Genomic DNA, 24545 nt, shown 5'->3' with positions numbered 1-24545 from the left:
CGTCCTGTCAGCAGGTGGTGCACGACACCACCTCATCCCCGCCGCACCGCGCAGGAGGCCCTTGGTGACCGAGACGGAACAGCACCAGCAGACCGCGCTTCCCCTCGCCGACATGGTGGCGACGCGCCTGGCCGAGTCGGCTCTCCCCGAGCCCGTCAAGGCCCTTCTCCGCGACGCGCTCAGCAGTGACACCGCCGACGCCGGCACCACCACGTCGTCCGCCGCCTCTGGGCGTGTCTACCTCGACTCCCTCGCCGTCAACGGCTTCCGCGGCATCGGTCCCCGTGCCCGGCTGAGCCTCAGCCCCCGTCCGGGTGTCAACCTCGTCGTGGGCCGCAACGGTTCCGGCAAGTCCAGCCTCGCCGAAGCCATCGAGGTCGGCTTCACCGGCACCCGGGCCCACCGGCCGGGACAGGACGCCACGCGCGGCGGCCACTGGTACAACCTCCACAACGCTGACAGCCCCAAGATCGAGCTCAAGCTCGCGATCGAGGGTGACACCGGCAACAGCACCCTCATCCGCACCTGGACGAGGGAGGAGTTCGGTAGCTCCGAGGCCACCTTCAAACGCCCGGGCCACGGAACCGTCCCCCTGGCCGAGGCGGGCTGGGACACGGCCCTCGCCGACCACCGGCCGTTCCTCTCGTACACCGACCTCGACCTCATGCTCACCGGCAAGCCGTCCGAGCGGTACGACGCGATCGCCACCATCCTCGGCATGGACCTGCTCTCCACCGCGACCAACAGACTGAGCGCGCGGGAGAAGGCCCTCGCCACCACCGCGAAGGAGACGAGGGACGCCCTGCCCGGCCTGAAGGACTCCCTCTACGCGCTGGAGGACGACGACCGCGCCGTACGGGCCCTGCTCGCCGTGGACACCCCGGGCGCCCTGGACCTCGACACCATCGACGCGCTCGTCGCCGGTCTCCCCCCGGCCGACGGCAGCCGGCTCGCCGAGCTTCGCGTCGAGGCCGGGGCACATGGGCCCGACCTGATGGAGGTCGGCGAGGCCGTTCAGCGGCTGCGGATCGCCCTCGCCGACGTGGAGGACCTCCGCGGCACCGACGCCGAGAACGCCCGGCTGCGCGCCGACCTGCTGGAGAAGGCCCTCGCCCACGCCGACCGACACCCCGACGACGACGCCTGCCCGGCGTGCGGAACGGAACGGGTCCTCGGACGGGAGTGGTACGACCGTGCCTCCCGACAGGTGGCGGAGCTGCGCCGCGAGGCGAAGACCGCCGAGGACGCGCGCGCCGCCGTACGGACGGGTGCGCGGAACCTCCAGAACCTCATCGAGCACCCCGCGCGGATCCCCGCGGCCCTGGCCGGCCCGTGGAGGGCGTGGACCGACTGCCGACAGATCACCGACCCTGCCGAGCTCGCCCGGAGAGCCGAGGAGGCCGCCACGGTCCTCGCCGACGCCTGCGACACCGTCAGGAGGCACGCGGCCCACGAGCTGGAGGAGCGCGACGAGCGGTGGCGCGCGCTCGTCACCCGGCTCGCCGCCTGGGCGGACAAGGCACGCGAGACCGAACGGGACAAGCCCCTGCTGAGCAACCTCCGCAAGGCGGTGAAGTGGTTCAAGGACCTCTCCACCGAGCTGCGGGAGCAGCGCATGGAGCGCTTCACCGACGCCACGCAGGGCATCTGGGAGCGCCTGCGGCAGGAGAGCAACGTCGACCTCACGGCCGTGAGCCTGAAGGGCAGCGAGAAGGCGAACGTCCGCAAGCTCGTCATGGCGGCCTCCGTCGACGGCCAGGACGCCCCGGCGCTCGACGTCATGAGCCAGGGTGAGCTGCACTCCCTCGCGCTCTCCCTCTTCCTGCCGAGGGCCACGACCGCGGACAGCCCGTTTGGCTTCCTCGTCATCGACGACCCCGTGCAGTCCATGGACCCGACCAAGGTGCACGGACTCGCCCAGGTGCTGCACGAGATCGGCAGGCACCGGCAGATCGTCGTCTTCACCCACGACCCCCGTCTGCAGAAGGCGTTCACCGACCAGGAACTGCCGGTCACGGTCTTCCAGGTGACGCGTGGCGAGAGGTCCCGGGTGAAGGTCGACTGCGTCGACGACCCGGTCGCCCAGGCCATCGGTGACGCCCGGGCCATCGCCGCCACCCGGGGCCTTCCCCCCGAGACGTACAGCCACGTGCTGCCCGGCCTGTGCCGTATCGCCCTGGAGAACGCTTTCCTGGAGGCCGCGTGGATCCGCCACCACCGCACCGGCGGATCGGAACACGACCTCCAAGTCGCGATCGACAGCGCGGAGAGGTTCCAGGAGGTCGCGGCCTTCGCTCTCTTCGGCGACGTGAGGCGCGGTGACGAAGTCAAGGAGGAGGTGCGCCGCCGCTACGGAAGCCCGGCGTGCTCCCTGATCCAGCAGTGCCAGAAGGGAGCCCACCCCGACGGCGCCACGATCCCCAACCCCCACCGCTTTGTCACGGACATCGAGAACCTGGCGCAGAAGATCCGCAAGCCGGAGGTGACCGCATGACCACCCCTTCTCCCGTTTCCGTCGAAGGTCTGCTGCTGACCGCCGACTGCCTCCTCGACGGTGAATTCGCCGAGGCCACCACCGTCGGCCGGCACCGCGGCGCCTGCCTCGCGCTGCGGACCGCGCTGGAGCTCTGCGTCGACCGGGTGCTGGAAGCCGCGACGCCCGGGCTGTCCCGCACCACGGGGCGCGCCAAGCTGCTCCTCCTGCACTCCGTCGCGCCGTCGGAGACGGCCCGACGGGCGAAGGCCCTCTGGGCCCAGCTGAGTCTGGGATGCCACTACCACCTGTACGAGCTCGGGCCCACGTACGACCAGGTACAGGTCTGGCGGACCGAGGCCGACGACCTCGTCCGAGAACTGATCCACTGACTGTTCGTCACCGTCCGGTTTCTGATAGTTGTTTCAGCGGGGTACGGGCACATGCCCGTGGCGGTGTCCCCCGGCACCGCAGGGAGGACGCACATGAGCACCACCACTCGGGACGGGATCCTCGCCGGCGAGCAGCGGGCGGTGGATCACGCGTACGACTGCTACACCACGAAACTGGCCGAACTGAGCGGCACTTCGGCCGCCACCGCCTCGGCGAGCGGCAAGGACGGAATCGCCAACCGGGCCGAGGCCGAGGCTCGCGCGGAGGCCTACGGGGGGCTCGGTGACGAAGCCCTGGTCTTCGCCCGCGTCGACGCGCCGGAGGACCCGGGAGGAGACCCCCGCCCCTGGTACATCGGACGCCGCGGCGTGCACGACGCCTCGCACGAGCCGGTGGTCCTGCTGTGGACCAGCCCCCTGGCGAAGAAGTGGATCGAGACCCGGCCCGAGAACCCAGGCGAGGTGGTCCTGCGTCGGCAGCTCCGCTGCGTGCAGCGGATCGTCGAGAGTTACTTCGACGAGATCTCCCTGCCGACGTCCGCTCCCGTGCCCTTGGCCGTACCCGAGCCCGCCGCCGTACCGGAGCCCCGTCAGGCCGCCGACGACAGCGCGGCGGAGGAGATGGACGCGTCCCCCGCCCCGGAGCGTACGTCGGCCCCCACCCCCGGCGACGTCGTACGGCGGCAGCGTCGGAAGGCGCTCCAGCCGGACGACTTCCTGCTGCGCGAACTCCAGCGGTCGCGCGGCGGCCGGATGCGGGACATCGTCGAGACCATCCGCCGTGACCAGATGGAGCTGGTCACCGGCTCGCCGTCGGACATCCTCGTCGTGCAGGGCGGCCCTGGTACCGGCAAGTCGGCGGTCGGTCTCCACCGGGTGACCTGGCTCGTCAACAACGAGCACTTCAAGGCCCAGGACATCCTCGTCATCGGCCCCCACCAGCGGTTCCTCGACTACGTTGGCCAGGTCCTCCCCACCCTCGGCACCCGAGACGTCAACGCCGTCCAACTGGATCGGCTGTGGGAGGGCGAGATCCTCGGCACCGACTCCTCGAAGGCGCGCCTCGTGAAGTCGGACGACCGCATGGCGGCCGTCCTGCGGCGTCGCGTCGAGAGCGACTACCGCCCTGAGGCTCTCGACGCCCTCACCGTCGATCCCTCTTTCGAGGGTGACGAGCCCGCGATCGTCGTCACCGCCGGTAGTACGACCCTTCGCGTGCCGAAGTCCGAGGTCCTCGCCCTCCTCGACCGGGCCCACACCGGCGACGGGCCCTTCCGGGAGCGGCGCGACCGTTTCCGCGGCCTCTTCGTCGACCGGCTCCTCCAGGAGCTCGCCGACATCGCGCCGCGCCGCGGGCAGGCCGGCACGATCCGCCGAGACCTTGAACGCAACCGCCGGGTCGAGCGCCTCATCGAGCGCGTCTGGCCGTCCCCCGGCTCTCGGGAGGCCCTGCGCAGCCTCTACGACTCGGCCGACCTGCTGCGGGACTGCGCCGACGGCATCCTCGACGAGGACGAGCAGGCGGCCCTGCTGCGGGCCCGCGCCGCCAGCGCCGACGCCGATCCGTGGACCCTCGGCGACCACGTCTGCCTCGAAGAGCTCCGAGTGCTGATCAGCGGTGACACCCCGCCGCGATACGGCCACATCGTCGTCGACGAGGCCCAGGACCTCACACCCATGCAGGCCCGCTCCCTGCGGCGGCGCTGTGCCGTGGGCGGCTCCATGACCGTCCTGGGCGACCTCGCGCAGGCGACGGGCGCCCACATCCCGACGAGCTGGGACCTGCTCGGCGCACTCCTCTCCGACCACGGCGACTGGAGCGTGGCCCAGCTCACCACCAGCTACCGTGTTCCCGCCGAGATCATGGAGTTCGTCGCCCCTCTCGCACGGACGATCGCTCCGACCCTGCCGTACCCGCAGGCTGTCCGGGAGGCGGGAGCGGACGCCGTACGGACCGTGGCGACCGAGCCGTGGAAGCTGCTCGACGACACCGTCGCCCACGTGGCCCGGCTTATGGGCACCAGTGACGGCAGCACCCCTCGCTCCGTCGCCGTCATCGTTCCCGACGATTCGGACTGGCTGGACGCCATCAGCCGCAGGATTGCCGAGGACGGCGACATCGGCGAGCGGAACCGCGAGGCTGTATCCGTGCTGGCCGCAGCTCAGGTCAAGGGCATGGAGTACGACCACGTCCTGGTCGTCGAGCCCGCCACGATCGCCGACCGCGGTCCCGCCGGGCTGCGCCAGTTGTACGTGGCCCTCACCCGCAGCACCCAGAGCCTGACCGTCCTGCACACCGCCCCGCTGCCGGAGGCGCTCACCGCTTCCACGGACGCCCAGGCGCCGACGGTGCCCGATGCCCGGCCGGAGGACGGCGGAGCCGGAAGGCTTCCCCGAATCGGTACCGATGTCCGGGTCGAGGTCGTGGACCGGGCCCCGGGCGGTCGCTACAAGGTCAAACCGTTGTCGCCGGTGATCGACCGACGGCTCCTCCTCACCGTCCGCCACGGCTCGGCGCCCCCGCGGCGGGGCGAGAAGCTGGACTGTTGGGTGTTCGTGAACGAGACGACCCAGACGGTGCTCACCGCCGACCAGCGCGGTCGGTCGCCGGTTTCGGAGCGGATGGCGGGGCGCTACCTCGCGGCACTGGACGTTCTCGGAGAACTGACCGAGAGCGATGGCGACGTTCCCGACGCCCGCAGCCGTCTCTCCGAACTCCAGGGCATGGCCAGCCGCGTCCTTCGAAGGGACCAGGCCGACTGGGTCGACGTGCTGCACCTGTTCGGTGATCCGGACAGAGAAAGGCTCGGAGTCCTTCGCGACCTCGCCGCGACCACCAACCGCGCCCTCAAGGAGGGCACTTTCGACGCAGGCCAACTCGCGGAGAAACTGGCTGCTTCCGGCTGGGCCAAGCCCCTCGCCGAAGCGCGGCGAGACCTCCAGGAGCGCTTCGGCGCGGCGACGGAGCCGAACTCCGACGGTGTGGCCCCCGTCGCCCCGACGCAACCCGACCAGAAGGAAGAAGTACGGATGACCACCGCGGACACCACCGCCGCAACACCGGCTGCGACCACGAAGGACGGCTTCCTCCGCGCGCTGGAAGCGGCTGCCGGGGCCGACCGCACGTGCAAGAAGCACGAGGCGGTCCGCCACGCGCTGAAGGCAGCACTTCTCTGGGCGGACCTCCAGCCGGCCGACTCCTCGGTCGTCGACGTCAGCTGCGTCACCAAGCACGGTCTCTTCCTCTACGAGGCCCTGGGCGCAGGCCGCTCCACCTATGCGGACCTGCGATCGGGCGCGACCCGCCTGCTCGAGATCAACCACACGCTGCCCGCGCCGGCCGATGGTCTTTACCTCGTTCTCTCCGAACCGCCCGCCGAGGACTGGTCCGTGGACACGATTCGTGACGTCTTCCGCGTCAATGTCATCTGGCACAGCCCGGCCGGTTGGGGTGGCGAGAACGCAGACGTCGTTTTTGGAGCCTCTGGGTGAGTTCCCCGCGAGGCGGCCAAAGCGCTACGCGATGGTCGGATTCTTGAACGTGAGCATCGTCTCCCCGGGGCAGCTCATGGGGAAACGATGCTCACGAGCCGCGCGGAAGCGGCAGCGGCCGCAAGTACAGCTGGAGCATTGCTCTGGTGCAGCTTGCCGCGTTCGCCTGATGGCAGCGTGTGCATGCCCTGGGCGAGTCGGAAGGTCGACTGTAGTCGGGGGAGTATCTGTCGTGCACATTTTTGAGGGGAGTGGAAATGGCTAGCGTTAGTGGCCGTTTTGAGTATCCTGATGGACTGACTCCTGGTCAGTCAAAAGATGGCGGCCTGCACCATAACTTGTATGACGACCAAGGAAATCTCGTCGGGCACGGCAAGTTCATTCCTGACGGCGAGATTAAGGAAGACTCGACAGCGGAGCCGCCGCCGCTCTTCTTTGGTGCAAGCGGGTGTGACTGCGATTCGGATTCCCGATCGCGGGAGCGCTTGGAACCCGAGGAGATAGCCGAAGCCCTGATCATTCTCATCAAATTTGCGGCGTGGACTGCGCCACGCCTTAAGAGGTGGTGGAAAGATCGGGCTCTTCCGTTCACGAAGTCGACGCGTAGTAGATTTTCTCGGACTCGCAAGGATGACAGCTCAAACACATCTGACGAGTCGGTCACCTTGATCGGATCTGCACCTCCAGGGCCCTCGCGAGAAGTGATTGCCGAACTCGAAGAAGATCAAGTGAGTATGGGCAGCGAAGAGGCATCGGCGCGCTTCGCGGCAGCCCTGATGGCCAGGCTCTTCAGTGATGAGCAGATGGAAATTCTGCGTAATGCTCGGATTGAGAGTGAGGGTGGTTCTCCAGAGTTGAGTGCAGTTGAACAGCTCACGCTTCAGCAGGTCGTGGATAATGTCAGATTGATGCTCGAGGTGAACCCTTCATTGCTCACCAGGGAATCCTTGGCTGAACTCGGAAAGGTCCTCGCGAGAATTCAAGCCGTTGACGGAGCGCATTCCATTGAGGGATGAATTTCTGATCTCTGGGTCTTGAGGATTGGTCCCCTGGCGTTTAACTCTGTCGGGGGCGGGTGGCGGAGGGGATGGCGAGTGGCTGCCAACGTCACAGGGGATACCGGGCATGGGTCGGCGATCCGTTGCCGTGTTCTGGGCTGGCGGTTTCTGGAAGCTTCACTGGATGCCTTGGGGCCCGGCAAGACCGGGCCCCAAGGCCAGGTGATTCAGGACGGTCCGTGAGTTATCGACGTCTCGGACGCAGCTGGGTGATGTTGCTGGCCCCGGGCGAGGACGGCTGCGGGGCGTCCCTCGCTTGGGTCAGAACAGCACTGGCGAGGGTGAGAAGGGTGACCTGCTGGCGTAGTTCTTCGATCTCGGCGTTCTGGTCCTTGACCATCTGCCGAAGCCGGGTATTGGTCTCCCGCAGCTTCCTCTCGGACTCCGGGATCTGTGAGGTCTCACTCCGGACGCGTTCATAGAAGTGGTTCTTCAGATCGACGTGCCGTTTCATGAGGGCCATGCGGTGGACGCCGGCCTCGATGGCGAGGGCTTTGACGGTGAGACTCCCGTCCGACGCTGTCGGTGTCCCGGCAAGGAGCCGGTCGATGGCTTCGCGGATCCGGGCTCGCTCGTCGTCGTGACGGGGCTGGAGGGTCATGCGCTGGCCTTTGCGGACAGAGAGGTGGCGTCGTGGGCATCGGCTATTTCTCGGAGCCGGTCGGCATTGGCTTTGAGCCGCCGGCCGAGCGGGCCGGGTGACGCATCGGCCTGTTGATCGAGTTGGTCGGCGCGTTCTCGCATGAGGAGGGCGTGGGCGTCGGTGCGGACGGTGTTGCCGCAGCCGGGCCGGCAGTCGTACTGCCTCGGCGCGTTCGCCCCCGGCTCCGGCTCGCAGAGTGCCTTGTCCCGCTTGAATGCGCAGATCAGCATGGCCTCGGGGTTGTCGAAGAGGACGATTCCGTTCCGGTCGAGGAACTGGGCGGCCTTCTTCGCGAACGTCGCAGGGACGATCCGGCCCTCGAACCGCGGGGTCGTGGCGGCTGCGGTCAGCGCCCTGCGGGCGGCCGGGCCGGAGACCTTCTCCCCCGCGGCCAGACGATCACTTAGCCGGGCGGCAGTATCTGCGGCCGCGAGGGCGGTCTCGACGTCGAGGACGCTGTGGATGCCACCGCGGCTGCGGGAGCCGTAGCCGCTGGATGTTCGGGCGTCCAGGACGGTTCTCATGTGCCCGTACTGAATTGCGAGTGCCACCAGCCCGCCGGGACGGCGGGCAATGTGCCAGGCCAGAGTCCGGCGGAATCGCGACATCCCGATCGCTCCGTGGGGGTCCTGCGGAATGATCTGATTGGACAGCCCCTGAGTCTTGGCCTCGCGATTCACCCAGTCGACGAACTTATCGATCCGGTCGTTCAGAGTAGTGTTCTTCAACACCCCGTGGTATCCACGTTGGGAGGGAATGTCATGGTGGCTGGCGCTGAGGAGGAGTTCCCCGTCGGGGACCATCCGTTCCAGTACGCGAATCGCGTGGACAACCGGGGTGATCGCCACCCAGGGAACCTCACGTTCCTCGCCTGCGGAGACGTGGGTTCCGTCCTCGTCGGTGACGTTCTTGTAGTGCTGGCTGCGGATCAGATGCCGCCCGGGGGAGCCATCGGGTGCGGGAGCGGGATCAGGGCAGCAACCTGATCGCAATCCCTGCACCTCCTGTGGGCGCATGCCAGTCAAATATAGACAAAGAATAACTGCGGCTGTGCCGAGGTGCCGCATCAGCTCGGCGGCCTCATCGAAGTCAATGTGTTCGCGCCACGGCTTCCCGTCGATTCGACCGGTGACCGGTACTTGCAGAGGACACGGGCCCGGCCGCTCGGTGACCAGGGCGGACAACTGGTGCTGTGCGGTGAACCGTTCCACCTGGCTGGGGGTCGCGCCGGTGAGGGCAGATATGTAAGTGCGGGCCGGGGCGCGCTGCCCCTTCTGCTGAACGGAGGGCAGAGGAGAGCCCGACCGGATGAGAGGCAGTAGGAACTCCTTGAGCGCGACACGACTCTCCGGGGTCGCCTCGTTGGCTGCGGCGGCGGCGAACAGGCGGCCTCTTTCGGCCCAGGCCGCCAGGATGTCGTCGGCGAAGTCGTCGACGAAACGGATCGCCCAGACCAGCAGAGGACCCAGGACCTGCGGGTCCAGCGGCTCTGTACTGTTCTCGCCGTGCGCCGCGTCGTCAGCTGAAGGAAGAAAGTCATCGATTCCCTCGACCTCCCACGGAGGCCGGATGACGCCTGCGGGCTGGGCGCTGAGCTGATCGAACGCCCATAGATCCGTCAACCTGCTGCAGACCCTCTCCGCGTAACCGCGGGAGATCTTGCTGCAGCGTTCGGAGATGTAGGCCCGCCATACATGCTCGGTGCAGTCGGCGAGACTGGTGAAGCGACGTTTATGCAGCCACCGTGCCAGCCGTATCCATTCGTTGCAGGTGTCCCGAATGTCAAGGGCGGATGTCCTAGCCCGGGCTCCGGCCCCTCGGTCTTTGAGGTAGGTGGGCCGGAGCTGGCCGTTGATCATCGTCCAGGTGACGAGCTTCATCTCGCCGAGTAGGGGAGTCGGACAGCGTCTCCATTGGATCTTGACCAGCAGGGTGCTGGGGTTGTCGATGAGAGGGCCCAGAGGCCAGACGGCTTCGCAGTAGAGGGAGTTGGGGTGGGTGTTGCCCGGGCTGATCCACTGAGGTAGCACTGCCAGGGTGTCCGGGCCGGGAAGAGGCAGGATGTAGGGGTCGTATTCCGCAGTAAGGCTGGTCACGGGGCGAGGTCGCCTTTCACCAGGAGTTGGACAATGGTGCGGTCGATCTCGCTGACGCGGGCCAAGGACGCCTCCCAGGCGACCGAGCCGACCTTCCTGCGCAGGTCTTCCAGCCGCAGCAGATGATCGTTCCAGCGCTCGCGGAACATGCGGTCCTCCAGGACGGACTGCAGACTCACGATCTGCTGGTGCAGGTGGGCGAGCCGGGGGTGATGGCCGGGGTGGACGTATGCGTTTGCGCAGGCCAGGCAGAGCAGGAAGTCCGCTCCGCAGCCACCCTCGGGAGCCGGCCAGGGGCTGGTCTCCTCCTCTTCGCAATCCACCGTCGCTGTCTCCTGATGCTCCGGATCCGGCTCGCTGGCGATCTTCCCGCCAAAGACGGCAGCTCGGGCCTGGTCCAGGGCGTCGAGGGCACCATCGGTGAACACGTTCCGCGAAGCGCGCTGAACCCTCTTGTCGGGCAGCACATAGACGCTTTCGTGAGTTCGCTGGGTGTGCTGCAGAGGGCGACCCTCGCCCGTCACCGTTGTGCGGCGGATCCGCTGGAACGGCGCCCCACCGAGCCCGTTGCTCTCGGCCCACCACCGAGACATCGCGTCCGAGACACCAAAGGACAGGGGCCACTGCGGGGCCGGCCGGTCCAGATCCGCGTGCTTGTCCTCGGACCGGTAGGCGCGAGCGACCATCAGAAGATCGGCACCAGGCTTCAGCCGGTGGGCCATGGCCCGCGCGTGCGCAGTGGCCTCCAGCGCCTGAGTGATCAGCCTCCCGAGCGAGTCGGCCCCTGAATCGGTGATGTTCTCGGTGGAGAACCACCGACCGCCGCCTGCTCTGCGCTTCTCGACCTGAACCTGATAGGTCACCGAGGTGGTCTCGCCGACCGACGGCGCCGCCGTTGGCACCGGCATACGGTCATAGACGGACAGATTCCATCCGAACCTGTCCGTCAGCAGGACTGCCAGCGCAGTGAGCTCACCACCGGTCAAGAAGAGCCTTCCCCACGTCTGCTCGGGCCCCCTGCCGCCCAACAGCTTGTGGTTCGTCACGCCGAACTGTCCACTCGGGTAGAGAGTACGGGGGACATCGCCAGAGCGGGCGAGGTGATCCAGAATCCTCCCGATCTTCCACTCGCGGCTTCCCCTGGAGAGATCGCCGCCCCGCCAGCGGTTCAGCAGGCGCGTGTTCTCACCGATCCGCAGCCAGGCCGACCGGAACTGGCGCCGAGCGATCAGTACCACCCGTTCCCACTCGGCCTCCTCATAGGACTGCTTACTCGGCTTCGACCGAGGGATCCGACGGGCCAACTCCTCCGCCAAGGGCCCAGTCGCCAAACGCGGGTCCCGTCGCAGAATCGTGCGAACCGCTGCCTGCTTGTTCCTGCCGCTGCTGGTGCCCTTGTTCTCGTCCCGCCAGCTCTGCATCACACTGACGGTCAGACCATCCAAGTCCTTCGGCGGACTGTCCAGCTTCGCGAGAAACTCTGTGAACAACTTGATGTTCGACCAGAAACTCCGACTGGACCTGTGACTCGTCCAGTTCCTGGACTGGCCGGCGAACGCGTTGGCCAGAGACCGCTGCATCGGCTCAGCAACAGGAAGTTCGGCGAAGTCGAACTCCTTCTTGTAGCCCGCCTTGTTGGTGATTGTGACGACCAGTCCGTCCGGGGCCAGCGGCGGATCAACGCGGTGATCGGGCGGCGGCGGGATCGCCCTGCGCCCCCGGCCGCTCACGACACCGTCCCGAGAAGCGTGTCAATGTCCTGGATCCCGGCTGTCTCCCGGGCCAGTCGGGCGAAGACACCGTCCAGATCCTCCGTGCCCTTGTCCTGGTCGTCAGTGGTGTCGGCCATGGCCAGGATCGATTCGAGCTGCAGGTGAGCGACAGGCGAAAGGTAATGCCGTTTCGTCGTCTCCACGTCCGAATGACCGAGGATCGTCTTCACCAGCCACCACGGGTCGCCGAACAGCAGGGCGAAGTCCCGCCTCTCGGCCTTCGTGAGTCCGTAACGGGTCTCCACCAGCTGGTTCAGCACGATCAGCAGATAGAGCGCCGCCGAGTGCCGGGCCGAGTGTGGGGTGGCGTACGGGCTCTTGGCCCGCATCGCTGTCAGCCGCAGATCACGGGTGACCTTCCGCTCCTTCTCGGTCAGCAGGACCTTCTCGCAACGCTGGTTCGCCGTTCTGAAGACCCCGTTCCACCGCTCGGGTGGCATGGGCATGCCCTGCTCGGTCAGCCATAGATACGCGGGTTCTGGCCCCTCCGGCCCCTCCAGGAACAGTGACTGCCGTTCCATCCAGCGCAGCCGGCTCAGCTCCCGCTCGCCGACGACGCCGTTCCGGTCGACCCACTCGACCTTCGGCTTCAGCCCGCCAGTCATCCGGGTGATGAGCCGCATCTGGGGCAGCCGTTCGTAGCGGCCCGTCGCCTGGGCTCGCGTGATGGCCCAGGCCCGCTCGGACTGGATGTATGCCTCGACCTGGCCGACCGCATCGACCGAGACGTAGAAGACCCTGCTGCTCTTCGACCGCGTCACCGCCCCCGCTATTCGCCCGTGGCAGTAGCGCCCGTGCCGTAGCTGCTGAGTGGGCAATTCGAACGTCAGCAGTGACCCGCCTTCCTGCCGCCGCAGAGCCGACGACAGCAGCAGCTGCACGAAGCTGGTGTTCCGTATCTCCGTCCGCGAATCCCACCCCGGCACCGGTATCCCGCCTCGGCCGTGGCCGCGCAGGCCGATGTCCGACCACAGGCCCCAGGTCCGCGGCGTCAGCCACGACACACGCGAGCTGACCGAGTCCGCCGCCCGGTCCTCTGGCCGCGAGATGTCCACAGGCATGGGACGCACCCCAGCCCACTTGAACAGCTTCGTGAAGGCCGCCGCCTCCCGATCCCACTTCGTTCCGCTGATCTGCCCCGGGTTCTCCGGCGCCTCGCACCGCCAGTCCCGAAAGTCCCCCAGGTCCTGCTGAGTCGCCTGCCGCCACTCGACACCCCGCGAGGACAGAAAATCCAGCAGAAGACGCATATCCGTCGAGTAATTCCGCTTCGACTCACGCTCCATATTCCGGAAGGTGCTCGACCGGACGAAATCCAGAAGATCCGCATCGACCATTCCGTCCGGCCGTACGAACACCGGATCACCCGGCTTCAGGCCCATCCGGGCCACCGCTTCCGGCAGATCCCGAACCCCCAAAACACCCTCAGGCGGGAGCGTCCCCCACCGACCTGGGTCCGGTACCCGCACTACTTGCCACGTACTCAACTGCTGTCACTCCCGACGCTTGAACTCACTCAATCATCAGGGAAGCGGAGAACTCCGGGGCGGAATGGCCGCAGAAGAAACTCACCGTGGGCCTCAGCCCGGCGTCGGTGCCGAAAGCCGGCAGCGGCTTCGACCTCGCCGTCGCCAGCGCCGTCCTGGGCGCCGCCGAGCGGATCGACCCGCGGGTGCTCGCCGACCTCGTGATGATCGGCGAGCTGGGACTGGACGGCCGGGTGCGGCCGGTCCGGGGCACGCTGCCCGCGGTCGTCGCGGCGGTCGACGCCGGGTACGAACAGGTCGTGGTGCCCGAGTGCGCCGCCGCCGAGGCCTCGCTGGTGCCGGGCGTTTCCGTGCTGGGCGTCCGCAGCCTGCGCCAGCTGATCGCCTTCCTCACCGACGAGCCGGTGCCCGAGGAGGAACCAGCCCACCAGGGACGGCCCGACCCGCTCCTCGCCGGACTGCGGATGCCCGGCACCGGCGCGGCCACCGGCATGCACAGCGCCGGCGCGGCACAGTACGACACCGGCCACGACCTCGCGGACGTCGTCGGCCAACTCCCGGCGCGGACCGGGGTGGAGGTGGCGGCGGCCGGCGGACACCACCTTTTCCTCGAGGGGCCGCCGGGAGCGGGCAAGACCATGCTCGCGGAGCGGCTGCCCTCGCTCCTGCCCCCGCTCGACCGGCAGGAGTCCCTGGAGGTCACCGCCGTGCACTCAGTGGCCGGCCTGCTGCCCCCGGACAAGCCCCTGATCGACACTGCCCCCTACTGTGCCCCGCACCACTCGGCCACCATGCAGGCGCTCGTCGGCGGCGGCCCCGGTATGGCCCGCCCCGGAGCCGTGTCGCTCGCGCATCGGGGCGTGCTCTTTTTGGACGAGACCCCCGAGTTCGGCAGCCACGCCCTGGACGCCCTGCGCCAGCCGCTGGAGGCCGGGCACGTCGTCATCGCACGCAGCTCGGGCGTGGTGCGCTTCCCGGCGAGGTTCCTCATGGTGCTCGCCGCCAACCCCTGTCCCTGCGGCCGCTTCTCGCCGAAGGGCACCCTGTGCGAGTGCCCGCCCTCATCGATCCGCCGTTATCAGGCCCGGCTGTCCGGCCCGCTGCTCGACCGGGTCGACCTGCGGGTCGAGGCCGAACGCGTCACCCGCGCCGAACTGACCGCCGACGGAGCCTGCGGCGAGTCCACCGCCACGGTCGCCGACCGGGTGCGCGCGGCCCGGGAACGTGCCGCGAGGCGGCTCACGGGCACCCCGTGGCGCACCAACAGCGACATCCCCGGACGGGAGCTGCGCAACCGCTGGCACGCGGCACCCGGCGCGATGGACGACGCCGAGCGGAGCCTGGAGCGAGGCGTGCTCAGCGCACGCGGACTCGACCGGGTGCTGCGGGTCGCGTGGACGGTCGCCGACCTGGTCGGCCGCGACCGGCCCGACGCCAGGGACGTCGCCCTCGCACTGCACCTGCGCACCGGCGTCCCGCGCGGGGTGCCCATGGCGATCGGGGCGTTGACATGAGCGGCGCCGCCGAGCCCGCCGCCGGGCCCATGGACGGCGAACTCCTCGCCCGGATCTTTCTCACACGCGTCGTCGAACCCGGCGACGAGACCGCCGGGCGGTGGGTACGGGAGCTGGGCGCGCGGGAGGTGGCGGCACGGTTGCGAGCAGGGGGCGAGCCGTTGCCGGGGGCGAGCGGCCGGCGCTGGGCCGGGTCGCTGGCACGGGCCGAGCGGGCCGACCCCGGCCGGGATCTCGCCGTCGCGCGGAGTGCCGGGGCGCGGTTCGTGCACCCCGGGACGGCCGAGTGGCCCCGGCAGCTCGACGACCTGGGGGACGGCCGGCCCCTCGGGCTGTGGGTGCGCGGCCCCGCCGACCTGCGGATGTGGGCGCTGCGCTCGGTCGCCGTCGTCGGCGCCCGCGCCTGCACCGAGTACGGCGCCCACATGGCCGCCACCCTCGCAGCCGAGCTCGCCGAGCGCGGCTGGGTCGTGGTCTCCGGCGGCGCCTACGGGGTCGACGGCGCCGCTCACCGCGGCGCGCTCGGCTCGGGCGGTGCCACCGTCGCCGTACTCGCCTGCGGCGTCGACCGGCCCTACCCGCGCGGACACACCGGACTGATCAGCAGGATCGCGGAACAAGGGCTGGTCATCGGAGAGTTGCCGCCCGGCGATCACCCGACTCCGAGCAGGTTCATTCTCCGCAACCGGGTCATCGCCGCACTCACCCGGGGCACCGTGGTCGTCGAGGCCGCGCACCGCAGCGGCTCCCTGGTGACCGCCAGGGCGGCCGGGCACCTCGGACGTCACACGATGGGAGTACCGGGGCCGGCCACCAGCGGGCGCTCGGCCGGAGTGCACGAACTGCTGAGGCAGGGCGCGGTACTGGTCACCGATGCCGCGGAGATCGTCGAACTGGTCGGGGACATGGGCGAACTGGCCCCGGAACGACGCGGGCCGGTGCTGCCCCGGGACCTGCTGCGACCCACCGCCCGCCAGGTCCTCGACGCGCTGCCCGCGCGCGGCGCGGCCCTCGCCGACGGGATCGCGCGCGACGCACGGACCACCCGGGACGACGCGATCGCGAGACTGTACGAACTGCGAGCACTCGGTTACGTCGAACGACACGGCGATGGCTGGAAGTTGACACGCCAGGCGGTGATCCCGGCCGACGACGGTTCCGGCGTGCCCTGACGGAGGGTGTTCGGCCGTCCGGGGGAACGGCTACATCCCTTGGAAAATACGTCAGTTGGAGCACCCGGGTGATCACGCAGAGCGACGTGGTTCACCCGGTGGGATGACGCGCGGGACACCCTCGTACCCGTCCCGACCTCACTTCCTCGCACACCGCGACCCCTTAGTCACGCTACGCTCACAAGCGTCCCTGCACGGAACGACGGTACGGAAGGACGCCCGGCAGGCGATATCGCAGGCGATACGGGCAGGCGGCACAGACAGGCAGCTCGGCATCAGACGGACAGCTCACCCAGGCAGCACCACTCCACTGCAGAACGGCACAAGGCGACGAATGCCCCAGCACACCTCCGGGTCCGACCGGGCGGCGATCCCCCCAGCCGCCCGTGACGGTGGCAGCGTGCGGCCGCCCGCTCCCTCGACGCTCGACGAGCTGTGGCGGTCGTACAAGGCGACGGGCGACGAGCGGCTGCGGGAGCAGCTGATCCTGCACTACTCGCCATTGGTGAAGTACGTCGCGGGCCGGGTCAGCGTGGGGCTGCCGCCCAATGTCGACCAGGCGGACTTCGTCTCCTCCGGGGTGTTCGGGCTGATCGACGCGATCGAGAAGTTCGACGTCGACCGGGAGATCAAGTTCGAGACCTACGCGATCACCCGCATCAGGGGCGCGATGATCGACGAACTGCGGGCCCTGGACTGGATTCCGCGCTCGGTGCGGCAGAAGGCGCGCAAGGTCGAGCGGGCGTACGCGACGCTGGAGGCACGGCTCAGGCGTACGCCGACGGAGAGCGAGGTCGCCGGCGAGATGGGCATTGCCGTGGACGAGCTGCACGCGGTTTTCAGCCAGTTGTCGCTCGCCAACGTCGTCGCCCTGGAGGAGTTGCTGCACGCCGGGGGCGACGGCGGCGACCGGCTCAGCCTGATGGACACCCTGGAGGACACTGCCGCCGACAACCCGGTGGAAGTGGCCGAGGGCCGGGAGCTGCGACGGTTCCTGGCGCGGGCGATCAACACACTCCCGGAACGGGAGAAGACCGTGGTCACGCTGTATTACTACGAGGGGCTCACCCTGGCCGAGATCGGCCATGTGCTGGGGGTTACCGAGAGCAGGGTCAGCCAGATCCACACCAAGTCCGTGCTCCAGCTCAGGGCGAAGCTGGCGAGCTTCCGGGGCTGAGCCGGCCGACTCGACCCGCCGGCTGAGCCGGCCGCCGGGCCCGTCGGTGAGATACGGCTGTTTGACCTGCGGTTTCGGCCGGGGGACTCCCGTCTCGCGCGGCGCGTCCGTAAAGTGGTGGCGTGCCAAGGATTCGAGCGGCCTCCGTGGCCGAGCACCGGTCGATGCAACGCGCCGCCCTGCTGGACGCGGCACGCTCCCTGCTGTCCGAGGGCGGTACGGAGGCGCTGACCTTCCCCGCCCTCGCCGAACGCACGGGCCTGGCGCGCTCGTCCGTCTACGAGTACTTCCGGTCCCGGGCGGCCGTCGTCGAGGAACTGTGCGAGGTCGACTTCCCGGTCTGGGCGGCCGAGGTGGAGACGGCGATGGCCGCGGCCGGCGGGGCCGAGGCCAAGATCGAGGCGTATGTCCGCAAGCAGTTGGAACTGGTCGGGGACCGGCGTCACCGGGCCGTGGTGGCGATCTCCGCGAGCGAACTCGACGGGGGCGCCCGGGAAAAGATCCGCGCGGCACACGGCGGCCTCGTCGCGATGATTGTCGAGGCCCTGGGCGAACTGGGTCACGACCAGCCCCGGCTCGCGGCGATGCTGCTCCAGGGCGTGGTCGACGCGGCGGTGCGCCGCATCGAACTCGGCGCCGCCGAACACCCGGAGACGATCACGGAGGCAGCGGTCGCCATGACCCTGCGCGGCGTCCAGCCCTGACGGCCGCCGCCTCGCCGCCCGACCTCCCGTCGCCCGCCCGGCCGGTCACTCGGGTACCGGCAGGCCGAGGACCGGGAGGAGCCTCGGCGGGCCGTTGCGCAGGAGCCAGGGCGGGAGCAGGGAGAGCGGGTCGAGGTAGACGTCCGCCCTGAGCAGGCCCCAGTGAAGGCAGGGGGCCGCGCAGTGAGGGCTCCTCGCCGGGGCCGTCGCCGCCACCGCGCCGATCACCTCGCCCGGCGCCACCTCGGTCCCCTTCTCCACCGACGGGACGACCGGCTCGTAGGTCGTACGCAGCGGTGGCGTCCCCGTGCCCGACAGCTCCACCGAGACGACGCCCCGCCCGGCCACCTGCCCGGCGAAGGAGACCCGGCCCGCCGCCACCGCCCGCACCGGCGTCCCCGGGGCCGCCGCCAGGTCCACTCCCCGGTGTCCGCGTCCGTACACGGTCTCCGGCGGTTCCCAGCCCCGCAGCACCCGGGGCCGTACCCCCACGGGCCAGGCCCGTCCGACGGCCGGCACTCCGGCATCGGCGTCCGGCGCCCCGGCACCGGGGGCCGGAGCCGCGTCCCCAGCCCCAGCCCCAGCAGGGTTCCCGGCGTCGGCCGTGAGCAGCAGCGGCAGTGCCGGCGGCAGTGCCGGCGGCGGTGACAGCAGGGTCGTCGGTGTCAGGACCAGCAGGACGATCAGGCGTGCCCATGCCCTCGGGAATCGGCTCACTCGCATGCCGGAGAGCCTCCCCCGGAATCCGTGATCACGGCCCGGACCTGTGGACCGCCACCCGATTGTGGACAACGGCGTCACCCAGTACCCCGCGGGTCCCGTACACTTCTGGTGGCGACCCGGGTCACCGGGTCGACTTCGCACGCCCCGACATCAGGACTGGTCACGACCGCTCCCGGTGTCAGCGCCCCTCGGTCCTTCGTGGCAATGGCGCGTCGTGGGCGTCAGGCGCGGGAGCCGCCGGTTCCCGCGGCACAACCGAGAAAATCAAGGAGATGCGGCCATGGCCGTCGTCACGATGCGGGAGCTGCTGGAGAGCGGCGTCCACTTCGGTCACCAGACCCGTCGTTGGAACCCGAAGATGAAGCGCTTCATCTTCACCGAGCGCAACGGCATCTACATCATCGACCTGCTCCAGTCGCTGTCGTACATCGACCGCGCCTACGAGTTCGTCAAGGAGACCGTCGCCCACGGCGGCACGGTCATGTTCGTCGGTACGAAGAAGCAGGCGCAGGAGGCCATCGCGGAGCAGGCCACCCGCGTCGGCATGCCTTACGTCAACCAGCGCTGGCTGGGCGGCATGCTCACCAACTTCTCGACCGTCTACAAGCGTCTGCAGCGCCTCAAGGAACTCGAGCAGATCGACTTCGAGGACGTGGCCGCCTCCGGCCTCACCAAGAAGGAGCTGCTGGTCCTCTCCCGCGAGAAGGCCAAGCTGGAGAAGACCCTCGGCGGTATCCGCGAGATGCAGAAGGTGCCCAGCGCCGTCTGGATCGTGGACACCAAGAAGGAGCACATCGCGGTCGGCGAGGCCCGGAAGCTCAACATCCCGGTCGTCGCCATCCTCGACACCAACTGCGACCCCGACGAGGTCGACTACAAGATCCCGGGCAACGACGACGCGATCCGCTCCGTCACCCTGCTCACCCGCGTGATCGCCGACGCGGTCGCCGAGGGCCTCATCTCTCGTTCCGGTGTCGCCACCGCGGGCAAGGGCGAGAAGGCCGCCGGCGAGCCCCTCGCCGAGTGGGAGCGCGACCTGCTCGAGGGTGAGAAGAAGGCCGACGAGACCCCGGCCGCCGCCGAGGCCGAGAAGCCCGCCGAGGCTCCCGAGGCCGAGGCCCCCGCCGCCGACGCCCCGGCCGCCGCCGAGGCCGAGGCCGAGAAGCCGGCCGAGGAGGCCCCCGCGGCCGACGCCGCCCCGGCCGCCGAGGCCGCCGAGGCCGAGCAGGCCTGAGCTGCCCGTCAGTGCTGATGACGGCGGGAGCGAGTGACATGATCCCCCATTGCCTGAAGGGCATGGGAGATCCCCCCACCGCTCCCGCCGTTCACCCGTAGGCGCGCGGCGCGTCACGGTTCCCCGGTTCGGACAGCTCACTGTGGACCGCAGACCCCGCAGATCTCCGATTCTCCAGACTTCGAGAAAGATTCACAGACTCATGGCGAACTACACCGCCGCCGACGTCAAGAAGCTCCGGGAGCTCACCGGCGCCGGCATGATGGACTGCAAGAAGGCGCTGGACGAGGCCGAGGGCAACGTCGAGAAGGCCGTCGAGGCGCTCCGTATCAAGGGCCAGAAGGGCGTCGCCAAGCGCGAGGGCCGCTCCGCCGAGAACGGCGCCGTGGTCTCGATCATCGCCGACGACAACTCCTCCGGCGTCCTCGTCGAGCTGAAGTGCGAGACGGACTTCGTCGCCAAGGGCGAGAAGTTCCAGGCCGTGGCCAACGCCATCGTCGAGCACGTCGCCGCGACCTCCCCGGCCGACATCGAGGCCCTGCTCGCCTCCGAGATCGAGGCCGGCAAGACCGTCCAGGCGTACGTCGACGAGGCCAACGCCAACCTGGGCGAGAAGATCGTCCTGGACCGCTTCGCCCAGTACACCGACGGCTACGTGGCGGCGTACATGCACCGCACGATGCCCGACCTGCCCCCGCAGATCGGTGTTCTCGTCGAGCTCGACAAGCCGAACGCCGAGGTCGCCAAGGGCGTCGCCCAGCACATCGCCGCGTTCGCGCCGAAGTACCTCTCCAAGGAGGACGTGCCGGCCGAGGTCGTCGAGACCGAGCGCCGCGTCGCCGAGGAGACCACCCGCGCGGAGGGCAAGCCCGAGGCCGCCCTGCCGAAGATCGTCGAGGGGCGCCTGAGCGGCTTCTTCAAGGACGCCACGCTGCTGGGTCAGCCCTACGCGCTGGACAACAAGAAGTCCGTCCAGAAGGTTCTGGACGAGGCCGGTGTCACCCTGAAGCGCTTCACGCGCATCAAGGTCGGCATCTGAGTCCGTACCGCGACGGGCGTGCGACCCCTATAGGGTCGTCAGCAGTCGTTCGGACACGCCGTCACGCACGCGCGCGTGCCGGACGACAGCAGATCTGACGAGGAGGCCATTGCCGTATGGGATGCGTAGTACACCCCACCGGCAGTGGCCTCCTTCGTATGTGCAACAGGTGAAAGAGGCGGGATCCCCGATGACCAAGGCTGAGAAGAGCGACGACGGCACAGTGCACGGACGGTTTCTGCTGAAGCTGTCCGGAGAGGCCTTCTCCGGTGGCGGAGGCCTGGGCGTCGATCCCGACGTGGTGCACGCCATCGCACGCGAGATCGCGGCGGTCGTCCGTGACGGCGCCGAGATCGCCATCGTCATCGGCGGCGGCAACTTCTTCCGCGGTGCCGAACTCCAGCAGCGCGGCATGGACCGGGCCCGCTCGGACTACATGGGCATGCTCGGCACCGTGATGAACTGCCTCGCGCTCCAGGACTTCCTGGAGAAGGAGGGCGTGGACTGCAGGGTCCAGACCGCCATCACCATGGGCCAGGTCGCCGAGCCCTACATCCCGCTGCGGGCCGTACGGCACCTGGAGAAGGGCCGCGTGGTCATCTTCGGCGCCGGCATGGGCATGCCGTACTTCTCCACCGACACCACTGCCGCCCAGCGCGCCCTGGAGATCGACGCCGAGGCACTGCTGATGGGCAAGAACGGCGTGGACGGGGTCTACGACTCCGACCCGAAGACCAACCCCGACGCGGTGAAGTTCGACCAGCTCGGATACGGCGAGGTCATCACGCGTGATCTGAAGGTCGCCGACGCCACGGCCGTCACCCTGTGCCGCGACAACAAGCTCCCCATCGTCGTCTTCGAACTGCTGACTGAGGGCAATATCGCGCGCGCCGTCAAGGGTGAGAAGATCGGCACACTGGTGGGTGACCCGACGGACCGGAAGTGACCGGACCACAAGCACCCGTCCGAGGGGCGACACCCCGGGGGGACGGACGGGACGGACCGGGCCGGGGGATGGACAATGTCCCACCGGTCGGGAACCGTGCAGGAAGAAGACGCGACGCAGCCGGCCGCCGCCCCGACAGGGAACCGTGGCCGGGCCTACTCAAGACACGCAGGAGCAAGTGGTGATCGAAGAGACCCTCCTCGAGGCCGAGGAGAAGATGGAGAAGGCCGTCGTGGTCGCCAAGGAGGACTTCGCCGCGATCCGCACCGGCCGTGCGCACCCGGCGATGTTCAACAAGATCGTGGCCGACTACTACGGCGCACTGACGCCGATCAACCAACTGGCCTCGTTCTCCGTGCCCGAGCCGCGCATGGCCGTGGTGACGCCGTTCGACAAGAGCGCGCTGCGCAACATCGAGCAGGCCATCCGCGACTCCGACCTGGGCGTCAACCCGAGCAACGACGGCAACATCATCCGCGTGGTGTTCCCCGAGCTGACCGAGGAGCGCCGCCGCGAGTTCATCAAGGTCGCCAAGGCCAAGGGCGAGGACGCCAAGGTCTCCATCCGCGCCGTGCGCCGCAAGGCCAAGGACGGCATCGACAAGATGATCAAGGATGGCGAGGTCGGCGAGGACGAGGGCCGCCGTGCGGAGAAGGAGCTCGACGACACCACCGCGAAGTACGTCGCCCAGGTGGACGAGCTCCTGAAGCACAAGGAAGCGGAACTCCTCGAGGTCTGATGAACGACTCTTCCTGGGGGGCGCCGCAGGCCGGGTACTGGGGGCCGCCCGACCAGGGGCCCGTCCAGGGAGCTGTCCCGGCGGGTCCCCCGTACGATGCGCACTACGCGCAGCAGACTCGCCCCATGCCGGTCGTGCCCGGCGAACCCGAACACGGCGGTGATCAGGAGGTGGACCAGGGGGCCGCTCGGCCGAGCGGCCCCCTGGTCCGAGACGAGACGGCGCGGGCACGCTCCCATCCCGGGGAGATACCGCAGAATCCGGAGTCCATGTCCGACACCCCGCAGCCGGCGCCCCCGCCGAAGAAGAAGAGCGCGGGGCGCAATCTGGGTGCCGCGATAGGGGTCGGCCTCGGGCTCGGCGTGCTGGTCGCCGTGTCGCTGTTCGTCGTCAAGGCCGTCTTCGTCGGTGTCGTCGCTGTCGCCATCGTGGTGGGCCTGCGGGAGCTGACGAAACGGCTGGACGAGCGCAAGGGCATCAAGGTGCCGTTCGTGCCGCTCGCCGTCGGCGGTGCGGCCACGATCGTCGCCGGATACGTCCGGGGCGCCGACGGCGCGTGGATCGCGATGGCGCTCACCGCGCTGGCGGTGCTGGTCTGGCGGATGGCCCAACCGCCCGAGAACTACCTCAGAGACGTCACGGCGGGGGTCTTCGCCGCGTTCTACGTGCCGTTCCTGGCGACCTTCGTGTCGATGATGCTGGCCGCGGACGACGGGCCCTGGCGGGTACTGACGTTCATAGTGATCACGGTCGTCGCCGACACCGGTGCGTACGCCGTCGGCTGGCGCTTCGGCACGCACAAGCTCGCCCCGCGCATCAGCCCCGGCAAGACCCGCGAGGGCCTGCTGGGCGCGGTCGCCTTCGCCATGGTGGCGGGCGCACTGTGCATGCAGTTCCTGATCGACGACGGCATCTGGTGGCAGGGGCTGCTGCTCGGGCTCGCGGTCTCGGTCAGCGCCACCCTCGGCGACCTGGGCGAGTCCATGATCAAGCGGGACCTCGGTATCAAGGACATGGGCACGCTGCTGCCCGGCCACGGCGGCATCATGGACCGCCTGGACTCCCTGCTGCCGACGGCGCCGGTGGTGTGGTTGCTGCTGGTGGTATTCGTCGGGTCCGGCTGACCGGACAGCCGTGACGTCGTGCGGACCCCCGCCCTGGTGGCGGGGGTCCGCCGTTTCACTCGTCGAGTGGGGTGTCGCGGTCGCCGCGGGCGAGTCGATCATCGCGATGTGGATCATGGCTTCGCGGCGGTGCGGGAGGATCTCGTGGCAGCCGGCGAGGTGGCGCTGGTACCCCAGCCGGCCGAAGGTCCCGGCCGGGCTGTGCGGACTCGCCTCCGGGGGACGGCCTACGACGTGTCGAGCCGGTCGGCCGAGCCGCTGCGGCACGCACGCGGACACCTGCTTCCGCACGTAACCGGCACGCAACCGCAAGGTCTCACGTCGCCGACGGACGACTTGCCGGTCTTGCCGCTGTGGTGCACCCGCCTGTGTCCCGGGCACCGCGGAGGGGCGCCTCGCACTCTCTCATCAACGGACGGTCGAGTGCGCCCGCATGCACGGGAGCATCGGCGATCGGGGCGCACCCGCTCGACAATGGCGAGCGAAGGCTGACAGGACGATGGCGTACGGCGAGCCGTGCGAGCGGCCGGCCGCACAGGTCGCGATGCGGTGCTCTGCCCGCCGGAAGGTCGCGATGCCCATCGAGATCAGGGGTGCTCGCCTCGCCCAGGACTGCTCAGGGCGTGCCGCCCTTCACCGACGTCCCGGCCGGCACACCCCGGGCAGGCCACGCGTAGTGAAAGGGCCACCGCCAGGACCCTGGGGGCTGTCGAAAAATAACTCGTCGATTTCTGGCTTCCGTTGGCCCGTAGGATGCCGG

Annotated in this window: 17 protein-coding genes and 1 pseudogene; 13 read left to right on the top strand and 5 right to left on the bottom strand. The window is 69.2% G+C overall.

Translation table 11 applies throughout. The features are described 5' to 3' along the window. The first annotated feature begins 64 nt into the window (after positions 1 to 64). The 4 genes from ACFP2V_RS28375 to ACFP2V_RS28360 all read left to right on the top strand — a co-directional run bounded on the left by ACFP2V_RS28375 (position 65) and on the right by ACFP2V_RS28360 (position 7373). A complete protein-coding gene (locus ACFP2V_RS28375; protein ID WP_381218153.1) occupies positions 65 to 2494 on the top strand; it encodes an AAA family ATPase in 2430 nt (809 codons plus the stop codon). Next, positions 2491 to 2865, top strand: coding sequence for a hypothetical protein (locus ACFP2V_RS28370; protein WP_381218152.1), 375 nt, complete (start codon positions 2491 to 2493; stop codon positions 2863 to 2865). Before ACFP2V_RS28375 ends, ACFP2V_RS28370 begins: the two co-directional genes overlap by 4 nt. 93 nt (positions 2866 to 2958) lie before the next feature. Further along, on the top strand, positions 2959 to 6357 hold the full coding sequence (locus ACFP2V_RS28365; RefSeq protein WP_381218151.1) for a HelD family protein: 3399 nt from the start codon (positions 2959 to 2961) through the stop codon (positions 6355 to 6357). Between the two features lie 257 nt (positions 6358 to 6614). Continuing rightward, complete coding sequence (locus ACFP2V_RS28360) at positions 6615 to 7373, top strand: hypothetical protein (RefSeq protein ID WP_381218150.1); 759 nt, start codon at positions 6615 to 6617, stop codon at positions 7371 to 7373. 226 nt (positions 7374 to 7599) lie between these two features. Here ACFP2V_RS28360 and ACFP2V_RS28355 read toward each other — a convergent pair whose 3' ends face one another. The 4 genes from ACFP2V_RS28355 to ACFP2V_RS28340 are packed head-to-tail and all read right to left on the bottom strand — an operon-like array spanning position 7600 to position 13212. Next, on the bottom strand, positions 7600 to 8016 hold the full coding sequence (locus ACFP2V_RS28355) for a hypothetical protein (RefSeq protein WP_381218149.1): 417 nt from the start codon (positions 8014 to 8016) through the stop codon (positions 7600 to 7602). Next, positions 8013 to 10154, bottom strand: coding sequence for an integrase (locus ACFP2V_RS28350; protein WP_381218148.1), 2142 nt, complete (start codon positions 10152 to 10154; stop codon positions 8013 to 8015). Before ACFP2V_RS28350 ends, ACFP2V_RS28355 begins: the two co-directional genes overlap by 4 nt. After that, complete coding sequence (locus ACFP2V_RS28345) at positions 10151 to 11884, bottom strand: hypothetical protein (RefSeq protein ID WP_381218147.1); 1734 nt, start codon at positions 11882 to 11884, stop codon at positions 10151 to 10153. Before ACFP2V_RS28345 ends, ACFP2V_RS28350 begins: the two co-directional genes overlap by 4 nt. Next, positions 11881 to 13212 (bottom strand): site-specific integrase, encoded by a 1332-nt coding sequence (locus ACFP2V_RS28340; RefSeq protein ID WP_381218146.1) that lies wholly within the window; start codon positions 13210 to 13212, stop codon positions 11881 to 11883. Before ACFP2V_RS28340 ends, ACFP2V_RS28345 begins: the two co-directional genes overlap by 4 nt. A 251-nt stretch (positions 13213 to 13463) precedes the next feature. Between ACFP2V_RS28340 and ACFP2V_RS28335 the strand changes: the two are divergent. The 4 genes and pseudogenes from ACFP2V_RS28335 to ACFP2V_RS28320 form a co-directional block, all read left to right on the top strand. Continuing rightward, positions 13464 to 14927: pseudogene (locus tag ACFP2V_RS28335) on the top strand (YifB family Mg chelatase-like AAA ATPase); the annotation flags it as partial. Then, a complete protein-coding gene (dprA, locus tag ACFP2V_RS28330; protein WP_381218145.1) occupies positions 14924 to 16099 on the top strand; it encodes a DNA-processing protein DprA in 1176 nt (391 codons plus the stop codon). The pseudogene ACFP2V_RS28335 and the gene dprA, both read left to right, overlap by 4 nt. Before the next feature lie 334 nt (positions 16100 to 16433). Next, positions 16434 to 17276: an RNA polymerase sigma factor WhiG gene (whiG, locus tag ACFP2V_RS28325; protein WP_381218144.1), complete on the top strand. Its 843-nt coding sequence runs from the start codon at positions 16434 to 16436 to the stop codon at positions 17274 to 17276. A 146-nt stretch (positions 17277 to 17422) separates the two neighbouring features. Continuing rightward, entirely contained in the window at positions 17423 to 17980 is a 558-nt protein-coding gene (locus ACFP2V_RS28320) for a TetR/AcrR family transcriptional regulator (protein WP_381218170.1), read from the top strand. A gap of 45 nt (positions 17981 to 18025) precedes the next feature. Here the strand turns inward: ACFP2V_RS28320 and ACFP2V_RS28315 are convergent, their stop codons facing one another. After that, positions 18026 to 18703, bottom strand: coding sequence for a M23 family metallopeptidase (locus ACFP2V_RS28315; protein ID WP_381218143.1), 678 nt, complete (start codon positions 18701 to 18703; stop codon positions 18026 to 18028). A 280-nt stretch (positions 18704 to 18983) separates the two neighbouring features. Here ACFP2V_RS28315 and rpsB point away from each other — a divergent pair, with 280 nt between their 5' ends. The 5 genes from rpsB (at position 18984) to ACFP2V_RS28290 (ending at position 23785) form a co-directional block, all read left to right on the top strand. Beyond that, entirely contained in the window at positions 18984 to 19937 is a 954-nt protein-coding gene (gene rpsB, locus ACFP2V_RS28310) for a 30S ribosomal protein S2 (RefSeq protein WP_381218142.1), read from the top strand. A gap of 202 nt (positions 19938 to 20139) precedes the next feature. Beyond that, the gene (gene tsf, locus ACFP2V_RS28305) at positions 20140 to 20976 is read left to right on the top strand and encodes a translation elongation factor Ts (RefSeq protein ID WP_381218141.1); all 837 of its coding nucleotides are present in this window, start codon (positions 20140 to 20142) and stop codon (positions 20974 to 20976) included. A 190-nt stretch (positions 20977 to 21166) separates the two neighbouring features. After that, entirely contained in the window at positions 21167 to 21922 is a 756-nt protein-coding gene (pyrH, locus tag ACFP2V_RS28300; RefSeq protein ID WP_381218140.1) for a UMP kinase, read from the top strand. A gap of 181 nt (positions 21923 to 22103) precedes the next feature. After that, positions 22104 to 22661, top strand: coding sequence for a ribosome recycling factor (gene frr / locus ACFP2V_RS28295; RefSeq protein ID WP_109381790.1), 558 nt, complete (start codon positions 22104 to 22106; stop codon positions 22659 to 22661). Then, complete coding sequence (locus tag ACFP2V_RS28290; RefSeq protein ID WP_381218139.1) at positions 22661 to 23785, top strand: phosphatidate cytidylyltransferase; 1125 nt, start codon at positions 22661 to 22663, stop codon at positions 23783 to 23785. The genes frr and ACFP2V_RS28290 overlap by 1 nt, the downstream gene beginning before the upstream one ends. Positions 23786 to 24545 lie beyond the last annotated feature (760 nt).

This window comes from Streptomyces incanus, assembly GCF_042656345.1.
In the GTDB taxonomy this organism is placed as follows: domain Bacteria; phylum Actinomycetota; class Actinomycetes; order Streptomycetales; family Streptomycetaceae; genus Streptomyces; species Streptomyces incanus.
This window is presented reverse-complemented; position numbering and strand designations above follow the sequence as displayed.